The sequence below is a fragment of the Streptococcus pseudopneumoniae genome (assembly GCF_001070815.1).
GTDB lineage: Bacteria > Bacillota > Bacilli > Lactobacillales > Streptococcaceae > Streptococcus > Streptococcus pseudopneumoniae_P.
On sequence record NZ_JVLX01000021.1, the window covers coordinates 1 to 21224 of the forward strand.

21 protein-coding genes are annotated in these 21224 nt (G+C 39.4%); 1 reads left to right on the forward strand and 20 read right to left on the reverse strand.

Annotated features, from left to right (window positions below; translation table 11 throughout):
* Positions 1-55: 55 nt before the first annotated feature.
* The 4 genes from nusG to pbp2a are packed head-to-tail and all read right to left on the reverse strand — an operon-like array spanning position 56 to position 3232.
* On the reverse strand, positions 56-592 hold the full coding sequence (gene nusG, locus ADG81_RS02080) for a transcription termination/antitermination protein NusG (protein WP_000376740.1): 537 nt from the start codon (positions 590-592) through the stop codon (positions 56-58).
* Between the two features lie 53 nt (positions 593-645).
* Positions 646-822, reverse strand: coding sequence for a preprotein translocase subunit SecE (gene secE, locus ADG81_RS02085; RefSeq protein WP_001210991.1), 177 nt, complete (start codon positions 820-822; stop codon positions 646-648).
* A 9-nt stretch (positions 823-831) separates the two neighbouring features.
* Entirely contained in the window at positions 832-984 is a 153-nt protein-coding gene (gene rpmG / locus ADG81_RS02090) for a 50S ribosomal protein L33 (RefSeq protein ID WP_001809375.1), read from the reverse strand.
* A gap of 52 nt (positions 985-1036) precedes the next feature.
* Positions 1037-3232 (reverse strand): penicillin-binding protein PBP2A, encoded by a 2196-nt coding sequence (gene pbp2a / locus ADG81_RS02095; protein ID WP_049550764.1) that lies wholly within the window; start codon positions 3230-3232, stop codon positions 1037-1039.
* 86 nt (positions 3233-3318) lie between these two features.
* On the opposite strand from pbp2a, the gene ADG81_RS02100 reads away from it, so the two are divergent.
* A complete protein-coding gene (locus ADG81_RS02100) occupies positions 3319-4194 on the forward strand; it encodes an RluA family pseudouridine synthase (RefSeq protein WP_080978020.1) in 876 nt (291 codons plus the stop codon).
* A 68-nt stretch (positions 4195-4262) separates the two neighbouring features.
* Here ADG81_RS02100 and gap read toward each other — a convergent pair whose 3' ends face one another.
* The 16 genes from gap to ADG81_RS02180 form a co-directional block, all read right to left on the reverse strand.
* Positions 4263-5273 (reverse strand): type I glyceraldehyde-3-phosphate dehydrogenase, encoded by a 1011-nt coding sequence (gene gap, locus ADG81_RS02105; protein ID WP_000260687.1) that lies wholly within the window; start codon positions 5271-5273, stop codon positions 4263-4265.
* 176 nt (positions 5274-5449) lie between these two features.
* A complete protein-coding gene (locus tag ADG81_RS02110) occupies positions 5450-6751 on the reverse strand; it encodes an ABC transporter permease (RefSeq protein WP_239668520.1) in 1302 nt (433 codons plus the stop codon).
* Positions 6720-7403, reverse strand: a complete 684-nt coding sequence (locus ADG81_RS02115; RefSeq protein ID WP_049550766.1) for an ABC transporter ATP-binding protein — start codon at positions 7401-7403, stop codon at positions 6720-6722. The genes ADG81_RS02110 and ADG81_RS02115 overlap by 32 nt, the downstream gene beginning before the upstream one ends.
* A gap of 210 nt (positions 7404-7613) precedes the next feature.
* A complete protein-coding gene (locus ADG81_RS02120; protein ID WP_020903611.1) occupies positions 7614-8534 on the reverse strand; it encodes a helix-turn-helix domain-containing protein in 921 nt (306 codons plus the stop codon).
* A 123-nt stretch (positions 8535-8657) separates the two neighbouring features.
* On the reverse strand, positions 8658-11309 hold the full coding sequence (adhE, locus tag ADG81_RS02125) for a bifunctional acetaldehyde-CoA/alcohol dehydrogenase (RefSeq protein WP_049550767.1): 2652 nt from the start codon (positions 11307-11309) through the stop codon (positions 8658-8660).
* A gap of 299 nt (positions 11310-11608) precedes the next feature.
* Positions 11609-12019 carry an MORN repeat-containing protein gene (locus ADG81_RS02130; protein ID WP_000429319.1) on the reverse strand — a complete coding sequence of 137 codons (411 nt, stop codon included), beginning with the start codon at positions 12017-12019 and terminating at the stop codon, positions 11609-11611.
* Positions 12006-12449 (reverse strand): low molecular weight protein-tyrosine-phosphatase, encoded by a 444-nt coding sequence (locus ADG81_RS02135; RefSeq protein ID WP_049550768.1) that lies wholly within the window; start codon positions 12447-12449, stop codon positions 12006-12008. Before ADG81_RS02135 ends, ADG81_RS02130 begins: the two co-directional genes overlap by 14 nt.
* Before the next feature lie 46 nt (positions 12450-12495).
* Positions 12496-12795, reverse strand: coding sequence for a preprotein translocase subunit YajC (gene yajC / locus ADG81_RS02140; RefSeq protein WP_004257425.1), 300 nt, complete (start codon positions 12793-12795; stop codon positions 12496-12498).
* A gap of 116 nt (positions 12796-12911) precedes the next feature.
* Positions 12912-14888: a transketolase gene (gene tkt / locus ADG81_RS02145; RefSeq protein WP_049550769.1), complete on the reverse strand. Its 1977-nt coding sequence runs from the start codon at positions 14886-14888 to the stop codon at positions 12912-12914.
* 178 nt (positions 14889-15066) lie between these two features.
* Complete coding sequence (ulaG, locus tag ADG81_RS02150; protein ID WP_049550770.1) at positions 15067-16158, reverse strand: L-ascorbate 6-phosphate lactonase; 1092 nt, start codon at positions 16156-16158, stop codon at positions 15067-15069.
* 111 nt (positions 16159-16269) lie between these two features.
* Complete coding sequence (locus ADG81_RS02155) at positions 16270-17943, reverse strand: BglG family transcription antiterminator (RefSeq protein ID WP_000242091.1); 1674 nt, start codon at positions 17941-17943, stop codon at positions 16270-16272.
* Positions 17944-18109: 166 nt separating this feature from the next.
* Positions 18110-18817 carry an L-ribulose-5-phosphate 4-epimerase gene (locus tag ADG81_RS02160; protein WP_033679598.1) on the reverse strand — a complete coding sequence of 236 codons (708 nt, stop codon included), beginning with the start codon at positions 18815-18817 and terminating at the stop codon, positions 18110-18112.
* Between the two features lies 1 nt (position 18818).
* Positions 18819-19682, reverse strand: coding sequence for an L-ribulose-5-phosphate 3-epimerase (locus ADG81_RS02165; protein ID WP_049550771.1), 864 nt, complete (start codon positions 19680-19682; stop codon positions 18819-18821).
* 3 nt (positions 19683-19685) lie between these two features.
* A complete protein-coding gene (locus ADG81_RS02170; protein WP_049550772.1) occupies positions 19686-20351 on the reverse strand; it encodes a 3-keto-L-gulonate-6-phosphate decarboxylase UlaD in 666 nt (221 codons plus the stop codon).
* Positions 20352-20367: 16 nt separating this feature from the next.
* Positions 20368-20853, reverse strand: coding sequence for a PTS sugar transporter subunit IIA (locus ADG81_RS02175; RefSeq protein WP_049550773.1), 486 nt, complete (start codon positions 20851-20853; stop codon positions 20368-20370).
* A 76-nt stretch (positions 20854-20929) separates the two neighbouring features.
* On the reverse strand, positions 20930-21211 hold the full coding sequence (locus tag ADG81_RS02180) for a PTS sugar transporter subunit IIB (protein ID WP_049550774.1): 282 nt from the start codon (positions 21209-21211) through the stop codon (positions 20930-20932).
* Positions 21212-21224: the final 13 nt, after the last annotated feature.

Genomic DNA, 21224 nt, shown 5'->3' on the forward strand with positions numbered 1-21224 from the left:
TTCTCTACGCCTCCTCAACTGCGCAAAAAAAGAGAGGACATGCCTCTCTCAGGGGTTATAATTCCGCAATTTGATTTAAGTTTACTTCTGCAACTGTGTCATTACCAAACATAGAGATAATCATTTTTACTTTATTGTTATCAATCTCTGTAATCTTACCAGTATAATCTGCAAAAGCACCATCAATAATACGTACAGTTTGACCAACTTCGACATCAATATCAAACTCTTGTACAGTTTGTCCCATAGAAACCAAGATATCACGGATTTCTTGTTCCAATAATGGAGTTGGTTTTGATCTATTTCCGTGAGATCCGACGAAGCCTGTAACGTTTGGTGTGTTTCGAACAACAAACCAAGCTTCATCTGTCATGACCATTTCTACAAGAACATAACCTGGAAAGCGATTTTCTTCTACTTCTTTTCTCTTTCCATTTTTTTCAACTTGCACTGTTTGTGTTGGAATTTCAACACGTAAAATATTATCCAACATATTGTAGGTTTGTGCACGTTGTAATAGATTTTCTTTTACCTTATTTTCATAACCAGAATAAGTTTGTAAGACAAACCATCCTTTATCAAAACTATCCATGATACTTCCTTTCATAATAGAAGACTTTTAGCGGGAATAACTCCACAGTTCTTCTAAAAAATGTTAATAAATCGAATCAAACCTGAAACAATCAACTGGTCAAAAATATAAATAATCACAACAAAGAAAGCAGTGTATTCCATGATAGAACGAAAATCTCTCCAGCTTTCCTTGCGAGTTGGCCATGTTGTGTCTTTAAGAAGTCTAAAAATATCTCCAATAAAACGCATCGCTCTCTCCTATCTCGTTTCTCTGTGTGTAGTATACTTACCACAATGTTTACAAAATTTATTTACTTCTAGTCGTGTTGGCTTGGGGTTTCCACTGATCTTGATTGAATAGTTTCTAGAACCACAAACCGCACAAGCTAGGCTTGCTTTTTTTAGTGCCATAACGCCTCCATCTTATCTATTATAACAAGAAAGCTAGGCTTTGACAAGCATCTTAACGAAATAGATTGACTACCGAATCCCATATTGTTTGTGCTTTTTCCTTAATTTTAGCATCTGATATAGCACGACTCGCCTCATCTACCAGATTTTGTGCACGACTTCTAATATCAGAAATGGTATCATCCGTCTGATTGGTTTCGTTACTCTGTACTTGATTACTTGTATTGGCTGGTGCAATTCCATTTTGCTTATAAGCATTTTCAACTGTAAAGGTACTTCCTGGCGTATAAGGTAAAATTGTATTTGCAATGTTTCTAAAGACATGGGCTGCACCGTTTGAAGTAGATCCTGCTAGATAGTGGCTTTCATCAGTGGTAGGGAAACCAAGCCAGTGACTAATCACCACATCCGGAGTATAACCAATTACCCACTGGTCACTTGTATATACCGGATTAAAAACTGCTTCAGTTGTACCAGTTTTTCCAGCCATAACATAATCTGCAGGTGATGAACTAATACCTGTTCCGTTTGTGAATGTCCCCAACATCATACTGGTCATCTTGTCAGCTACAGACTTATCGATCACCCGCTTTTGTGAATTCTTATGGCTTGCAATAACTTGTCCACTAGCATTTTCAATTCTACTAATAAAATGAGCTTCCGGCATTAAACCTTCATTTGCAAAGGCAGCATATGCTTGAGCCATTTGAAGAGGATTGGTTTCGACACCGCTTCCCAAAGCAACACCAAGAACACGGTCGACTTTTTCCATGTTGAGTCCGAATTTTTCTCCGGCCTCAAAAGCCTTGTCAACACCCAAGTCATTAACAGTGGCAACAGCAGGTAGATTAAGCGATTCTGCCAAGGCTTGATACATAGGAACTTCTCGACTCGTTTTGATTCCTGCATAGTTATCAACCTTATAGCTGTCATACTGCATGGTATGGTTATCCAACTGCTTATTCAAGGCCCAACCTGCTTCAACTGCTGGCGTATAAACAACTAAAGGCTTAATTGTAGAACCAGGACTACGTTTTGATTGGGTTGCATAGTTGAAATTCCGGAATCCAGTTTTATCATTGTCAGCAACTTGACCAACAACTCCACGAACTCCCCCTGTTTTCGGTTCGAGAGCTACACTTCCTGATTGAGCAAACGTTCCATCCTCTGCCCTCGGAAATAGTGAGGTATTTTCATAAACAACCTGCATATTTGCTTGGTAGTTTTGGTCCAGCTCTGTGTAAATGCGATAGCCATTGTTGACAATCTCTTCCTCTGTTAGATTATACTTGGAAACAGCTTCATTAACCACCGCATCAAAATAAGAAGGATAGCGGTAATCTGATATTTTTCCTTCATACTTATCTTGTAATCGCGAAGCCATATCAATTCCTGCAGCTTCGGTTTCTTGATTTTTATCAATATAACCCGCTGCAACCATATTTTGTAAAACAGTATCTCGACGATTAGTCGAATCTTCTAAGGAATTCAAGGGATTATACAGTTCCGGTCCTTTGAGCATCCCTGCCAGAGTCGCAGCTTGATCCAGACTCACTTCTGATGCTGAAACTCCAAAGTATTTCTTACTCGCATCTTCTACACCCCATACACCATTTCCAAAATAAGCGTTGTTAAGGTACATGGTTAAAATTTGATCCTTACTATATTTTTTTGTTAATTCTAAGGCAAGGAAAAATTCTTTCGCTTTTCTCTCAACAGTTTGATCCTGCGACAAATAGGCGTTTTTAGCCAGCTGTTGGGTAATGGTAGAGCCACCACCTGAACGTCCAGCAGTGACAATAGCCAAGAAGAAACGACCATAGTTAATCCCGTCATTTTTATAGAAAGAACGGTCTTCTGTCGCAATAACGGCATTCTGCAAATTTTTACTGATATCAGTCAATTCAACATAAGTTCCTTTTTGACCAGACAAGGCACCAGCCTCTTTTTCTTCACGGTCAAAAATGATAGTCCGAGTTTTCAAGGCGTTTTGCAAATCGTTAACATTGGTTGACTTAGCTACAGCAAACAAATAGGTTCCAACTAGCAAGCCTGCACTCAAACCTAGTATAAGGACAATCTTTGTTAGATGATAGCGACGCCAGAATTTTCGAATTGGACCTACTTGGGCTAATTTTTTTCGATCACTACGAGAGCGACGTAAGCTAGTAGAATCAGAGTCCTCTAGTTCACTTGTTTCTTTTTTAAAAAGAGAAAGAAATTTCTCAAATAATTTATCTAATTTCATGCGTTTATTTTATCATCTTCATCATAGGAAGACAAGAATTTAGCTATTTCCTATCCAAATAGGGCTTTTTTTGTTACAATATCTGTATGAAATTCACTTTTACTTTACCCGCCTCTCTACCTCAAATGACGGTGAAGCAATTACTTGAGGAACAACTCCTCATCCCTAGAAAAATCCGGCATTTTTTGAGAATCAAGAAACACATTTTGATTAATCAGCGAGAAGTTCGCTGGAACGAGGTGGTGAATCCTGGAGATATTTGCCAGTTAACTTTTGACAAGGAAGATTATCCCGAAAAAGAAATCCCTTGGGGCAACCCAAACCTCGTTCAAGAGGTTTATCAAGATCAACACTTGATTATTGTCAACAAACCAGAGGGGATGAAAACGCATGGTAATCAGCCAAACGAAATCGCCCTTCTTAACCATGTCAGTGCCTATGTTGGCCAAACCTGCTATGTCGTTCATCGTCTAGACATGGAAACCAGTGGCTTGGTTCTCTTTGCCAAAAATCCTTTTATCCTGCCCATTCTCAATCGCTTATTGGAGAAAAAAGAGATTTCTAGGGAATATTGGGCACAGGTCGACGGACATATCAACAGCAAAGAACTTGTTTTCAAAGACAAAATCGGACGTGATCGCCATGACCGCAGAAAACGAATAGTTGATACAAAAAATGGGCAATATGCTGAAACGCATGTAAGCAGATTAAAGCAATTCCCAAACAAAACTTCCTTGGTTCGTTGCAAACTAAAGACCGGGCGAACCCATCAGATTCGTGTGCACCTTTCGCATCATAATTTCCCTATTTTAGGTGACCCTCTCTATAATAGTAAATCAAAAACAAGTCGGCTTATGCTCCACGCCTTCCGACTGTCCTTTACCCATCCGCTTACTCTAGAGAAATTAAGCTTCACTGTCCTATCAGATACTTTTGAAAAAGAATTAAAAAAGAATGGATGATTGTGTCATCCATTTTTCCATATAAGAAAAGCAAGACCAAAGGCCTTGCTTTTCTATCGACTCATGAATTATTTAGCGATTTTTGCGAAGTATTCAAGAGTACGAACAAGTTGTGCAGTGTATGACATTTCGTTGTCGTACCATGATACAACTTTAACCAATTGTTTACCGTCAACGTCAAGAACTTTAGTTTGAGTTGCGTCAAACAATGAACCGTAAGACATACCTACGATATCTGAAGATACGATTGGATCTTCTGTGTAACCGTATGATTCGTTTGAAGCTGCTTTCATAGCTGCGTTCACTTCATCAACAGTAACGTTCTTTTCAAGAACTGCTACCAATTCAGTAACTGATCCAGTTGGAGTTGGAACGCGTTGTGCAGATCCGTCAAGTTTACCGTTCAATTCTGGGATTACAAGACCGATAGCTTTTGCAGCACCAGTTGAGTTAGGAACGATGTTTGCAGCACCAGCGCGAGCACGGCGAAGGTCACCACCACGGTGTGGTCCGTCAAGGATCATTTGGTCACCAGTGTAAGCGTGGATAGTAGTCATCAATCCTTCTACAACACCAAAGTTATCTTGAAGAGCTTTAGCCATTGGAGCCAAGCAGTTTGTAGTACATGAAGCACCTGAGATAACTGTTTCAGTACCGTCAAGAACGTCGTGGTTAGTGTTGAATACAACTGTTTTAACGTCGTTTCCACCAGGAGCAGTGATAACAACTTTTTTAGCTCCACCAGCGTGCAAGTGTTTTTCAGCAGCTGCTTTCTTAGCAAAGAAACCAGTAGCTTCAAGAACGATTTCTACACCGTCGTTAGCCCAGTCGATTTGTTCTGGATCACGTTCAGCAGAAACTTTGATGAATTTACCGTTAACTTCAAATCCACCTTCTCTAACTTCAACAGTACCGTCGAAACGACCTTGAGTTGTGTCGTATTTCAACAAGTGTGCAAGCATAACTGGATCTGTAAGGTCGTTGATACGAGTAACTTCAACACCTTCTACGTTTTGGATACGACGGAAAGCAAGACGACCGATACGTCCGAAACCGTTAATACCAACTTTAACTACCATTAGTGATTTCCTCCTTATGAAAATCATGAAATTTTTATTGTGAAAAGAGTAACTTGAATCACTACAAATCACCTTTCAACAAATCTATTATATAACTATTTAAGTTTAATTGCAAGTACGGGCATTGTTTTTCTATGTTAGTTTCTTTTCAAGACTATAAATCAAGGAATCCCTTACTATTCATATCGTAGCGATTCTACAGGATCCATTTTACTAATTTTACGCGCCGGGAAGTAAGCTGATACATAACCAAGTAATAGAGCGAAAGCTAGAGTTCCTAAAATAGATAACAAATTTAATTCAAAAACCTTAGTGATGGATGGGTAAAAGTGACTTACAATCGCATTCGCCAAACTTCCCACCCCTTGTGCTACCAAAAAGGCCAATAGCAAGGCGATTCCTACAATCCAGATAGCCTCGTAAATAAAAATCCCTTTGACATCACGATTCTGATAACCAACTGCCTTCATGACACCTATTTCCTTAGAACGCTGCATGATATTGATGTAAATAATGATACCAATCATGACCGCTGCTACCACAATAGCTTGTGATGAAAGTACAATCAATAATCCCTGAATGACACGAATAAAGGTAATCACAATATCAAGAACCTTCTGTTGAGAAAGCACAGTATACTTCTTATTTTTCTGTAGTTCTTCTGTTACCACTTTTGTCTGTGATGGATCTTTGAGTTCCAAGATAAAATAAGATACAGCTTTTGTAAATCCAGCTTCTTTCAAAATCGTTTCCATTTGATGAGCCGACATGAAACTGTTGCTGTCCTCCATGTCATCTTCATCATTGATTACACGTACAATCTTCGTTTGAAATTGAGCAATTTTGCTAGCTTCGGCAGCATTTTCCACAATGCTGGCTGAGACTGGTTTGCCAATAAGATCAGCAGCTGTCAGATTTTTCCCTGTCTGCTCATTCCAATTTTTTAGTAAACTGCTTGGAATCGTCAAGCCCTGTTCATTTGTATCAGTATAGAGGGATCCAGCCAACACTTTGTCCGTCTCATTACTACTAACAGAGATACTTGTATCCTCATAGAGACTCACTACTTGAGCATAAGAAGGCATCGTTTGACTCAGATCCATTTCTTGCCCATCTATAGTAATATTTGACATGGTCATCCCAAAAGGACTCTCCAAATATTTAATAGCTTCTTTCCCAACTGTATCCGTGATATAGTTCTTATCATCTTGGTTCAAAAAGCCTCGTCCAACATTTTTTGTGTTTAAAGCAATCTGAACTTGAGAAGGGATTTGACCTCCATTCGTATTTTCATCAATCATCGAAATCAATGCATTTCCCAAGCCGAAAGAAATTAAGACTCCTACAAAACCGATTGAGGTTGCTAGCGCAATCAATAAGTTACGCCACTTTCTTTCCATAAAGTTATTTAAAGAAAGTTTGAATTTATTTTTCAATGATAATCCTTTATTTTTTGACTTCTTCAACGACTTCACCATCCTTCATTTTGATAATCACGTCTGCATATTCAGCAACCTCTGGATTATGGGTTACAATCAGTACTGTTTTCCCTGTTTGGGCTAAATTTTTGAATACTTCCAATACCATTTCTTGGGATTGAGAATCCAGCGAACCCGTTGGCTCATCTGCTACAATCATATCAGGCTGATTTACCAGTGCACGCGCGATTGCTACACGTTGCTTTTGCCCGCCAGAAAGCTGTTTAACATTTTTAGCCATAAAAGGCTCCATGCCCAAGTTACTTAATTGCTCCTTTGCAATCATTGTCATCTCCCTGTCAGATAAATCTTTGACATAGAGAGGTAGCTTGACATTGTCCAAGACAGACTGATGAGGAATGAGGTTAAAGTTTTGAAACACAAATCCAATCTTATCTTTACGAAATTGAGTTAGTTCAATCTCTGATAAGTCACGGAGGGATTCCCCTTTAAATTCTAAAACTCCTTCATATTGTCTATCTAGACCACTGATAATGTTTAGCAAGCTAGTTTTGCCACAGCCTGATGGACCGTAAATCGCTGTAATTTTACCTTTTGCAATCTGCAGGTTAATATTCTTTAAAGCCTGTTCTTGATGTTTACCGTCCAAAGTGTAAAACTTTGAAATATTTTTAATGGATAAAATAGACATTCTTTCCCCCTTGTTTAAAACTGTTATCGTCATACACCATACTGATAGAAAATCCTTCAAGCTACATCAGCACTGATTTCCCCTATGGGCCTACTACTTAGAGTTTTCTCTCTATTGCCTAGTTTGCTTCTGGATGTATATCAAGTAAAATTCATTGTAACAAAAAAGCGGCATTCCCTCAATGACAGAAATGTCACTCCTATAAACTCTTTAACGATATCTTTCTAGATCCTCGGCCCATTCATTATCTAAACTAACGAGTAACTTCCCATTGCCAAACATCCTTGCCATCATTTTTGCTTCTTCATACTTTTGTTTGGCTGTATCATAATCCATCTGAATATAATATTTCCACTCCACCATCAAGACAATCGGTTGTTTTTGAAAATCTCGTGTTTTTTGCCCTATTTTATTTAAGGTCTCGACTGCCCTCTTAAAATAATGAAGCAACCCCATAACCTCTATACAAGTTAAAGAAGCTAACAAGGAGTCTCTAAGTAAGTCCAAACAATCGAACTCTATCTTATCAACCTGAGAACTTAATTTGTCATGAAAATAAAGAATAGTTTCATGCTCAGACTTTTTTATCTCACCCTCGTTTAAACCATCCATTAACTGACAAAGAAAATACAGTCTCAATTTCAACAATTCCTCAGCCTTATATACATCTCTGGATAGTAAGTCTTGAAGACTGTCCTCAATCACACCACTTCCGTATAAAGAATTACTAGTCGCTCTCACTGCATCTATTGCCTGAAGGCAGTCCACTATCATCTTCTCATCACGGGGCAGGTCATCATAAAAACACTCGAAAATCTCATCAAAATATTCTTCCTTTTGTTCTTGCAACTCCTTGTCTCCATAGTCAGGGTGATGTAAAAGAAAGTACTTTAATTCTTGGTAGCGTTTAGGCAGTTCCTTATAATCTGGCATCAAGACGTAGGATGGAATTTCTAATCTATCTGCAATATATTCTAGTGTTTTTATAGTCGGTCGAAATTCTCCTTTTTCGATTCTCACCAACTGACGCACTGATAATTCAGACTCATCCCCACAAAAAACTGGACGACTAAGTCCTTTCTCCTCTCTTAAAAGTCGCACTTTATCCCCTAACTCATTTATCTTGTTCATTTGCCCCTCGCATGATTATAAAAGATTTGATTTTCAAATAAATATATGCGATGATTATACCATTTTTCAAATAGAATTACAAAAAAAGAGACAGGGATTCCCTGCCTCTAGGCTGATAAACAATTATTTACGGCGTCCTGGTCTTTCTTTGTAGCCATAGTAAGAATCTTCGATGATTTCTTGCATATGGTCAACCATTGGAAGGCGTGGGTTAGCTGGTGAACATTGGTCTTCGTAAGCAAGGAAGGCTAATTCACGTGAATGTTCTTTCCATTCTTTTTCGTCGATACCTTGTGCTTTGAAGTTCATTTGGATACCTACGCGCTCACCAAGTTCGTAGACAGCTTTTGCGTAAGACTCCACACCTTCTTCTGGAGTAGAAGCTGGAAGTCCAAGCATGCGTGCGATATCTTGGTATTTTTCATCTGCACGGTAGTAGTTGTACTTAGGCCATGTTGCTGTCTTAGCTGGACGTGTACCGTTGTAGCGGATGACGTATGGAAGCAAGATAGCATTTGTACGACCGTGAATTGTGTGGAATTGCGCACCAATCTTATGAGCCATTGAGTGAGAAATACCTAGGAAGGCATTGGCAAAGGCCATACCAGCGATTGTTGAAGCGTTATGCATTTTCTCGCGTGAGTGGAAGTCTGCATTCTTAACTGAGCTTTCAAGGTTTTCGAATACAAGCTTGATGGCTTGAAGTGCAAGTCCGTCAGTGTAGTCGCTAGCCATTTGTGATACGTAAGCTTCAGTCGCGTGAGTCAATACGTCCATACCAGTGTCCGCAGCAACAACTCCAGGAACTGTCAATACCAAGGCAGGGTCTACGATTGCCACAGTTGGTGTCAATGAGTAGTCAGCGATTGGGTATTTGCGGTTGTTTGCTTTATCAGAGATAACGGCAAATGGTGTTACTTCAGATCCTGTACCAGATGTTGTTGGGATTGCGATGAATTTAGTCTTCTTACCAAGTAATGGGAATTTGAAGGCACGTTTACGGATATCCATGAATTTTTGAACAAGGTCACGGAAGTCCACTTCTGGTTGTTCGTAGAAGAGCCACATTACTTTAGCAGCATCCATTGGAGATCCACCACCAAGAGCAATGATTGTATCTGGTTTGAAGGCACGCATAATCTCAGTACCACGGTTTACAGTTGTGATATCTGGATCTGGTTCTACATCAGCAAAGATTTGGTAAACAACCTTATTGCGACGAAGATCAAGTTGCTCGATGATACGATCAAGGAAACCAAGCTCTACCATGGCATGGTCAGTAACGATCATGACACGTTCAACGTCACGACATTTTTGAAGGTATTGAATTGAATCACGTTCAAAGTATGTTTTTGAAGGAAGTTTCATCCATTGCATGTTATTTCTCCGTCTTCCGACTTTTTTGATATTCAAGAGGTTAATGGCACTAACGTTATCCCCAACTGAGTTGCGTCCGTAAGAACCACATCCAAGTGTCAATGATGGCAAGAAGGCATTGTAAACGTCCCCGATACCACCGAAAGTAGAAGGTGAGTTACAGATAACACGAATAGCTTTAACAGCTTTACCAAATTCTTTAGTCAATTCTTCATCAGCTGTGTGGATAGCTGCTGAGTGGCCAAGACCGTTAAATTCAACCATTTGACGAGCCTTAGTAATACCATCTTCACGGCTTTCAGATTTCAAAACTGCGATAACTGGTGATAATTTTTCACGAGTCAATGGCTCATTTTCGCCAACTTCTTTACATTCTGCAGCAAGAATGTTTGTTCCTTCTGGAACTGTAAATCCTGCTTGTTCTGCAATCCAGGTTGCTGGTTTACCAACGATGTCAGCGTTCAATTTCGCACCAGCACAGTTTTTGCTGTTTGCTTTCACGCCGAAGCAGAATTCTTCAAGAAGAGCTTTTTCTTTTTTGTTTACAAAGTAAGTGTGGTAAGATTTGAATTCTGCTACAAATTCATCGTAAATTTCTTTATCAATGATAACCGCTTGTTCAGATGCACAGACCATACCATTATCAAATGATTTAGACATAACGATATCGTGTGCTGCTTGACGGATGTTTGCTGTTTTTTCAACATAAGCTGGAACGTTTCCGGCACCTACCCCAAGAGCTGGTTTACCACATGAGTATGCGGCTTTAACCATGGCATTACCACCTGTTGCAAGGATTGTCGCAACACCTTCGTGGTTCATAAGGGCACTAGTTGCTTCCATAGATGGCTCAGTGATCCACTGTACGCAGTTTTCAGGAGCTCCTGCTTTAATCGCAGCATCACGAACGATTTGAGCTGCGTGAGCTGATGATTCTTGAGCTGATGGGTGGAAGGCAAAGACGATTGGATTACGTGTCTTCAATGAAATCAATGCCTTAAAGATTGCTGTTGATGTTGGGTTTGTTGTTGGAGTGATACCACAAACAACGCCAACTGGTTCAGCGATAAGAGTCAAACCTGTTACATCGTCTTCTTCGATAACGCCAACTGTTTTAGTGTGGCGCATGTTGTTTACTACGTGTTCACAAGCAAACAAGTTCTTAGTTGCTTTGTCTTCAAATACACCACGTCCTGTTTCTTCATAGGCATGTAGAGCCAATTCTCCGTGGGCATCCAAAGCTGCCACTGACGCTTTAGCTACGATGTAGTCGACCTGTTCTTGGTCGAGTTTACGCATTTCCTCAAGAGCAACTAAAGCTTTTTGCACCAAGCCGTCGACATGCTTTTCAGCAGCGAGTTTCTTTTCTTCTGGTGTCACAGTTTTTTTATCAGCCATATTTTCCTCCATAGCTTTCAAGGATTGATATCCTTTGTTAATTTTTTCACAAGTTTATTATAACGCATTATTTCAACTTTGTAAACAGTTTCATAAACATTTCACAAAGAATTTTTTATTGTTTGTGAATTTTTTATCATTTTCTTTACTTATCAAGTTTTTTCGTTAGAGTTTGTGAAATCAATTTCAAATATTTTTTATTTCACAAGCTTGATTGGAAGAGGAGCTTGGAAAGAGATAGATTTTCTAGTAAGCGCTTACTTTTAGATGCTAACAATACCTCCTTTGATAAGGAGGCTTTATTTTTGTTGAAAAACGCCTTGTTTAAAAGTCCCTTCATAAACAACTTCTTGTTCTGTTGTTAGTTTCCCTTTTCCTTCAGCCTGACCATTTACAAAATCACCTTCGTAGGTCCAGCCTTCTTTAGATTGAAAGGTACCTTTTCCGTTGAAGGCTCCATTGTTGAAACCACCAGTATACTGGTCTCCATTTTGGAAGGTAATGGTACCTTGTCCATTCATTTTACCACGTACAAGACTGCCATCGTAAACAATGGTTCCATTATCAAGCTTTAGAACACCTTTTCCGGGAATATTTAGAAAAAAGACGAGCACAGCACAAAAAACAATCGTAACTACTGCCAAAAGCTCTAAACGTTGACGAGTCAGATAGACACGATACTTTTCGTAAAAATTCTTAAGATTTTCCATCTTCACTCTCCTTCTCTAAACGTTCTAACCATGCTTGACAACCCTCTTGAACACGCTGATAGGTTTCCTCAAAATCTCCTGTATACCAAGGATCTGGAACACTTTCAGATGCAAATGAGTAAATCTTATCTTGACAGTCTACTGGACACATCTGACGTAAGTCAGAAACATTTGAAGCATCCATTCCGATAATATAATCAAAGGCTTCAAAATCTTCCTTACTAATCTGAAGCGATGTTTTGGTTTTGTCGTAAGGAATCTCATACTGTTGAAAAATCCCTTGAGTTCCCCTATGAATCGGATTGCCATGTTCCCAAGAAGAAGTCGCTCGACTTTGGATTTCATAATTATCTGCCATTGATTTCATAATAAACTCAGCCATAGGACTACGGCAAATATTCCCCAGACAGACAAAGACTAGTTTTTTCATCCCATTTCCTTTCTTTTATAGAAAAACGGGAGTTAGTAATCCCGTCTTATTTTTCAATTGCGCCTTCTAGTGAAGCTGTTTCTTTCAGCGGTAATACGGTCTTGATAGCAGCTAGTTCAAAAGTCAAGTAAACTCCATCTACATCAAGAACAATCGTTCTCTTCTCAGTATCTACTTCATCGACTGTTCCGTAAAGTCCACCGATTGTAATCACTTCATAGCCTTTTTGTAGTTTATTTAAGCTTTCCATACGTTTTTGTGCTTGTTTCTTTTGAGAGCGTTGCATAAAGAACATCAAGGCAAACATCGCTACAAGCATAATTAAAAATGTATAATTTGGATTCATTTTCTTCTCCTTTGTCTTTTACATAGGACTACTATATCAAATTTCAGCTACTTTTACAAGATTGTACCTTGCTTTTCTAGTAAGAAAAACCAGAGCTTGCGCCCTGATTTTTAGGATTATTTCAAGTTTTGAACGACTTTTACAAGATTTTCAACAGTAAAGCCATATTCTGCCAATACTTTTGGTGCTGGAGCAGAGGCTCCGAAGGTATCAATACCTAGAACGGCACCATCTAGTCCAACATATTTGTACCAGTTTTGAGTTGCACCCATTTCGACTGCGACACGACGACGAACTGCATTTGGAAGAATTTCTTCCTTGTATGCTGCATCTTGTTTATCAAAGACATCTGTAGATGGCATACTGACTACGCGGACTTTTGCACCTTGACTAGCCAATTCTTTGGCAGCTGAGACAGCAAGATTAACCTCTGAACCTGTCGCAATCAAGATGGTATCAAAGTCTGCTGCATTTTCATAGACAACATAGGCACCTTTTGCAACCTTGTCGAAGTCTGTTCCCTCTTCAACAGTCAAGTTCTGACGTGTCAAGACAAGGGCAGTTGGAGTTTTCTTACTTGTCACTGCAAGGTACCAAGCTGCTTGAGTTTCACGCGCATCTGCTGGACGGAAAACATTTAGATTTGGCATAGCACGAAGACCTGCTAAGTGTTCAACTGGTTCGTGCGTTGGGCCATCTTCCCCTACCGCGATTGAATCGTGGGTAAAGACATAAGTCACAGGAAGTCCTTGTAAGGCTGACAAGCGAACAGCTGCCTTCACATAGTCAGAGAAGACGAAGAAAGTTCCACCGTATACACGAAGTCCACCGTGAAGGGCCATCCCGTTCAAGATCGTTCCCATGGCAAATTCACGAACACCAAACTGAATGTTACGGTTCAAGCGATTGGCATCGTCTTGAAGTCCGTCAGTTTTGATATAAGTCATGTTTGAGTGAGCAAGGTCAGCTGAACCACCTAGGAAGGTTGGTAACTTAGCTGCCACAACATTCAAGGCATCTTGGCTCGAGTTACGAGTTGCTTGAGAGAAGCCATTTTCTAAGGCTGGGAAGTCTGCTGGAGTTACTTCAACTGGATCACGTCCATCGATGATGGCTTCTACTTCTGCTGCCAGTTCTGGATGAGCCTCTTTATAGTCAGCAACTAATTTAGTCCAAGTTTGATAAGCTGATTCGCCACGGTCTGCAACATGTTCTTTGAAATCAGCATATACTTGTTCTGGAATTTCAAATGGTTCGTAGTCCCAACCAAGGGCTTGACGAGTTGCTGCAGTTTCATCTGCTCCAAGAGGAGCACCGTGTACAGCATTAGTTCCTTGTTTGTTTGGAGAACCGTATCCAATAACAGTCTTCACTTCAATCAAAGATGGTTTGCCTGAAGCTTTAGCTGTTTCGATAGCAGCTTGGATTGCCTCCAAGTCTGTTCCATCTTCAACTAAGGCAGTGTGCCAACCGTAGGCATTGTAACGGTCACGAACACTTTCTGTAAAGGAATCCTTTGTCTCACCATCCAAGTTGATGTCATTTGAATCATAAAGAACAACCAACTTGTCTAGTTTTTGCAAGCCTGCGTATGAAGCTGCCTCGCTTGAGACACCTTCCATCAAGTCTCCGTCTCCACAGATAACGTAAGTATAGTGATCAAAGATATTGTAGCCTTCGCGGTTATATTTGGCTGCCAAGAAACGTTCTGCCTGGGCAAAACCAGTAGCAGTTGAAATCCCTTGACCTAGAGGACCTGTTGTAGCATCAATTCCTGCTGTATGACCAAATTCTGGGTGACCTGGTGTTTTTGAACCCCATTGACGGAAGCTCTTGATTTCATCCATGCTAACATCTTCAAAACCAGAAAGGTGAAGAAGGGCATAAAGAAGCATTGAACCATGTCCTGCTGAAAGAATAAAGCGGTCACGGTTAATCCAGTTTGGTTGAGCTGGATTGATACGAAGTTGTTTTGTAAAGAGGCTATAAGCCATTGGAGCCGCTCCCATAACCACACCTGGATGACCTGAGTTGGCTTTATTAATGGCATCAATTCCTAAAAAGCGAATGGCATTGACAGATAAATTTGACATAGAGTTTCCTTTCATATTTGACAACGGGGCAAGTACCTCGCGCATTTTCTATCTATTTCTATTATATGAAAATTATCCGCATATCGCAACATACGGATAATCTTATTTACGTGTTTTATAGCTATTGAAAATCTATTTGGACTAGCAAGGCAAATCCCTTCCAAATCTTCTCAAATAATTAGAGCAGAGCCTTGAATTGGATATTAGAGTCGTGCTCGAAGCAGTCGTCAAATCCACGTGGATGATGGTATTCTACTAAGTGTTGATCTTGAGGATAAGTGTACTTACCGCCAACTTCCCAGATAAATGGATGGAAATCGTATTGCAAACGATCTTTTCTCATTTTCCAAAGTTCTAGAATCTCATTAGTAGAAGCCATGAAGTTAGACCAGATATCATAGTGAACTGGGATAATGACTTTGGTACGCAGATTTTCTGCCATACGAAGAAGGTCGATAGATGTCATTTTATCTTGGATACCTACTGGATTTTCACCATAGTTATTCAAAGCAACATCAATTTTAAAGTCTTTGCCATGTTTTGCAAAATAGTTTGAGAAGTGAGAATCTGCACCATGATAGATGGTTCCACCTGGTGTTTCAAAGATATAGTTAACAGCCTTTTGAGCCATTTCTTCATCTGTAACAGCTAAGCCAGCAAGTTCACCGCCTGTCTCATCAGCACCGTTCACTGGGAGAGTTACCAAGCAAGTACGGTCAAATGATTCTACTGCATGAATCTTCATATCTTTTAATTCGATAGTGTCACCTGGTTTAACAACGATGATACGTTCTTTTGGAACACCCCATCCTTCCCAGATTCGTCCACAATGGTAAGGGCCGATAAACTTAACATGCTCTAACTTAGGATTGTTGAGAATTGCTGCAGCTGTATAAGGATCAATATGATCACTATGGAAGTGTGAAACCAAATAGTAGTCTAACTCGTTAATAGCAAATGGATCGATAACCATTGGCTGAACACGCAAGTTTGGTTGCAATTTACGAACACCTGCCATATTGGCCATTTGGTGTCCACGAACCATATCTTTCACTTTTTTGGTTGATTTTCCACGGTTTGACCAAAGGTCCATGACAACGTTAGCACCACCTGGTGTCTTAATCCAAGTACCACAGTTGCCTAGCCACCACATGGCAAAGTTGCCTTCAGGTACGACTTCTTCTTCGATTTCTTCGTTCAACCATGTTCCCCACTCTGGGAAAGTAGCTAAAATCCATGACTCTCTTGTAATTTCTTTGACGTTTGGCATATGTTGCCTCCTTTGGATATAATTGTTATCTTTGAGATTAGTATACCACCCTTCAAAACACTAAAAAAGACCAAGAAAAACACAGGTTTGTGTTCATCATTGGACTGTCCTTCAAATATCTTCCAAAAAAGCTTGAACTACTATTTCTTGATTTATAAGTGTTTGAACCTCTTCTTGAAACTTACTAGCCAACTTGCTGTCTACAATATAAGACGAAATAAGACTAGAAAGATTTTCACTGAAACTTTTGCTCTCATTACGAAATATATTGTGTTTAAGATAGTCTAGCATTTTCAAAATATCTTCTGCTTCAAGGATAGGATTAACTCTTAAAATCGGAAATCTGCTATCCAAATCATCATTAGTAGTAATCACTACATCAACTTGTGCAATATCTTCCACACTCTTAAATTGTTCTGTTGTAAATACAGTGCCAATTTGCTCATTTGGAAAATAAAGTTTGCATTGTTTCAGCAAAAGTCTCGAAACCGCAACACCTTCATCACAAACGAGATAAACTTTTTTCATATTTTTTTGAGATGATGGTGTATACTTTAAAAATCCTCCAATATGAATCGTCAAATAGGCAATATCATCGTCTGTTAGCCGAATAAACCATGCTCCTTCTAGAATTTCCGCAGATTTTCTAGTGACTAAAAATAATTCTCCATACTTGGATCGAATTTGTTTTGTTAGAGGATTTTTAGAAAAAATACCGTAAGTCTTTCTAAATAACAAGGCTTTACAGTGGATCATCAAATTTCTTAACAAATCATCCTTGTTCTCAATCTCCATTCGGATTTGTGATTCAAAATACCAGATAAATTCTTCTAAAGCAAGTTTTAATTGCCGAAAATCATCACTTTCTGCATGAATATCCAAATCTTTACGATAGGAGAGGAGAAGAACAGCTACAAGAGAAACTTCAAGTTCTGACAAAGAAATTTCAAACTTTTGAAACAACCGCTCTCCTAATTTCTTAGATACCTGATACTCTATTCTTTTTCTTATCAAAGAAAATTCTTTCTCTATATCCTGATGTCTTTCTTGATACTGTTCAACATTATGACAGCTTAACAGCAAATAAGGTAGAACCTGCAACATAAAAGTTACTTCATGATGGTTTATTTTCTTCCCTAAATCTTGTTCAACTAAAGGAACCTGTTCCTTAAAAAATTGGTTCATTTCAACAGAAAGCAAACACTCACCATCTAACCTCTCTTTCATCTTATCTTCTAAAATAGATACAAAAGTGGCATTTTCTTCCATAAAAATATGATATAGAAGCGATTGAAGATACTGAATTTTATTAAGAGGGTGGGCATGAAGATGGTATCCCTGTGACTTGCTCACTTGCAAGGTCACCTGATATTGTTCCAAAGTTAGTTGATAACGAATACTATTCAAATCATTGAGAACAGTATTCCTAGACACCTCTGTTAACTCCATCAATTTTTCAATCGTAATACGTTCTTTAGAAATACCTATCCATAGTAACATTATCATCATACGTTCATGCGCACTCATGATATAATCGTACGAATCTACTTCCGATAATAGTTCACAACAAGCATCTCTCTGCTCTTCCGTTAAGTGAATACCAATTCGTGGAATACTAATGATATGAAGCGCCTCGTCACCCAAAGCAGCATTGATTTTGTCAATGTGATAATAAATTTTCCTTCTTGACTCTTTCAAATCTTTTGAAATCGCCATAATCGTTTTGGACGTTTCTTGATCCATCAAATATTGAAGTAAATCACAACTTGCCTTATCCAGTACCATATTTCATACTCCTCTATCAATCAACTGCCTTGAAAACAACTTTATAATAGTATCACATTCACTAACGCATTTCAATTATCAACAGTAGTCTCTTAATAACGAATACTTACAATTACAAAAGCGAGGCTTGGATCGAAAGTTCCTAGCCTCTTTTCAATTCAATTTCTTATTTCTTTTGACCGTAATAAGCATTTGGTCCATGCTTACGTTGGTAGTGTTTTTCTAGAATGTACTGAGGAGCAGGTTCAACTCTTGGATTGATTTGTTCTGTAAAGCGATTCATCTTTGATACTTCCTCTAGTACGACAGAGTGATAAACAGCATTCTCTGGATTTTTTCCCCAAGTGAATGGACCGTGATTGCGTACAACAATACCTGGTACTTCAACAGGATTGAGACCACGACGCTCAAATTCTTCTACGATAACCAAGCCAGTATCTTTTTCATAGGCTACTTCTACTTCATCTTTGGTCAAACTACGAGCGCAAGGGATTGAACCGTAGAAATAATCTGCATGGGTTGTTCCATAGAAAGGAATATCACGACCTGCCTGAGCCCAACCAACAGCTTCTGTCGAATGGGTATGGACCACACTAGCAATCTCTGGCCAAGCCTTATATAACTGCACATGAGTTGGAAGGTCCGAAGATGGTCTTAAATCTCCTTCTAGAACCTTGCCATCCAGGTCAGTTGCCACCATGTTTTCAGGTGTCAATTCGTCATAATCTACGCCTGATGGTTTGATAACAATGACACCGAGTTCACGATTGACTTCCGATACATTGCCCCAGGTAAATTTGACAAGTCCATGTTTTTGCAATGATTGATTGGCATCACAGACTCGTTTACGCATAGCATTAATTACTTGATTCATCTTACATCAAACCTGCTTTCTTAATTAGTGGATAGAGAAAAGCTTGTGCCTCTTGAATGGCTGCGCGTGTTTCTTCTACAGTTTCACAATTTTCAGACCACATTTCGATTAGGAAAGGACCATTATAATTGGTTTGCTTTAAAATATCGAAAGCTTCTTCCCATTTGACACAACCTTGCCCAAAAGGTACATCTCGGAACTGCCCCTTTGAACTTTCTGTCACTGCATAAGTATCCTTGAGATGGAGAGCTGTGATAGCATGGTGACCTAGATAGAACTCACTATAGACATCATTATGCCATGCAGACACATTCCCAATATCTGGATATACAAAAAGGTAGGGAGAGTCAATCTCTTTTTCTACAGCCAAGTATTTTTCGATGCTATTGATGAAAGGATCATCCATAATTTCAATAGCAAGTACCACCTGAGCCTCTTCAGCCCAGTCACAAGCTTTTCTCAAATTTTTGATAAAACGTTGGCGTGTCTGGGGTGACTTTTCCTCATAATAAACGTCGTAACCAGCTAATTGAATAGTACGAACTCCCAAGTCTTGGGCTAATTCAATACATTTTTTCATGAGTTCTAGAGATTTTTCCTCTATAACTGGATCATTTGATCCCAATGGGTAGCGACGATGGCCTGAAAAACAGATAGAAGGAATACGAACACCAGTTTTATAGATTGCTTTGACAACTTCCAAACGCTCGTCCTTGCTCCAGTCCAGTCTTGCTAAACGCTCGTCACGTTCATCAATAGACATCTCTACAAAATCAAAGCCTAACTCCTTGGCAAAATTTAAACGTTCTAGCCAAGTAAAGTGTGTCGGGGTTGCCTTTTCATAAATTCCAATTGGACGTGCCATGGTTTACCCCCAAATTCGTCTGATTTCATCCTTGAAGGCACGCGCTGCTCCTGCTGGATCCGCAGCTTCTGTAATTCCACGACCTGCGATGAAGGTAAAGACATCAACGCCTTCAAATAGTTTGAGAGTATCTACATCTAGACCACCTGTTACAGACACACGGAAGCCCATGTCGATGAGTTTTTTAACCTTATTAAGGTCTTTTTCACCCCAAGTCTCACCAGCAAGAAGTGCATCACGAGATTGATGATAAATAGCTTGTGAGATACCAGCATCTAGCCAAAGCTGAGCTTGTTCAAAAGTCCAATCGCCATAAAGTTCAATCTGGATTTCGCCTCGGTCTCCACGTTCAGCCGTGATAGCCTTTAGAGCCGCTTCCATAGTAGGGATAGTTGCACAACAGATACAAGTCATCCAATCGGCACCACGAACGGCATTATTTTTGGCAACTGTTCCACCAGCATCGGCACATTTTGTGTCTGCCACAATAATCTTATCTGGAAAAAGGCTTCGCAAGACTTCAACCAGTTCACTTCCAACTTGTAATAAGCAAACAGTTCCAGCTTCGATAATATCTACTTCCTGACCAACAGAAACAGCTGCTTTAATCGCTCCTTGCAAGTCTGAATGATCTAATGCAACTTGTAAATTAGGTATTCTTTTTGTCATCTCTTTATTCCTCTTTCTAACTTTCCAAATCCAATCCCTCGAGATAAGGGCTATCCTTAGATTCTTCAATCATCGTCAAGACATCTTCCTTAGTCTGGCAAACCTGTAAACGTGCGATAGAATCTTCTAATTCAAACAAGGCAATAATCTGTGGAATGGCTACACTTGTGTGAATTTTTGAGCTTGTTGCTGCTAGTGCCAACAAAACTGAAACTTCTTTCCCATCTGAAAATACAACAGGATTTTGTAAGGTGATCAATGAAAAGGCATCTCTTTGCACTCCAGCTTCAGGTCTAGCATGGGGCATAGCCATACCTGGCATTAAGATATAGTATGGGCCATACTCTTCAGTCGATTGGATAATAGCATCGTAATACTCTGGCAAAATTGCTCCACTTTCAATCAAGGGATCTACTGCTACCTTGACTGCTTCTTTCCAGTCTTTGGCTTCTAAACCTAGTCGAATCGAGTCGTTTTCAATTAAAGCTTGTTTTAAATTCATATCTGCCTCCTTTATTTAAAGAGGGAGAAGAACAGAAACGATAACTCTCAGTTTCTGTCCATCCCCCTCCAACCTTTTACTGTAGTGCTTGACTGAGTTTTTCAGTGATTTCTTTATCATCCATCAAGTTGTCAAGGCCAATTAACTTCCCATTAGTGCGGCCTTCCAATTCTTGGATCAAATGAAGAGAAGCAATTACGATATCATAGCCTGCTGCTAAACCTTTTGCTTCACCGACACTGCATGAATTGACTGTAAACTCTGTTTGATTAAGCTTACGGAGGGCATTTTCAACCTTCATCTTGATAACCATAGATGAACCCATTCCATTTCCACACGCTGCTAATACTTTAACCATTTTATTTTCTCCT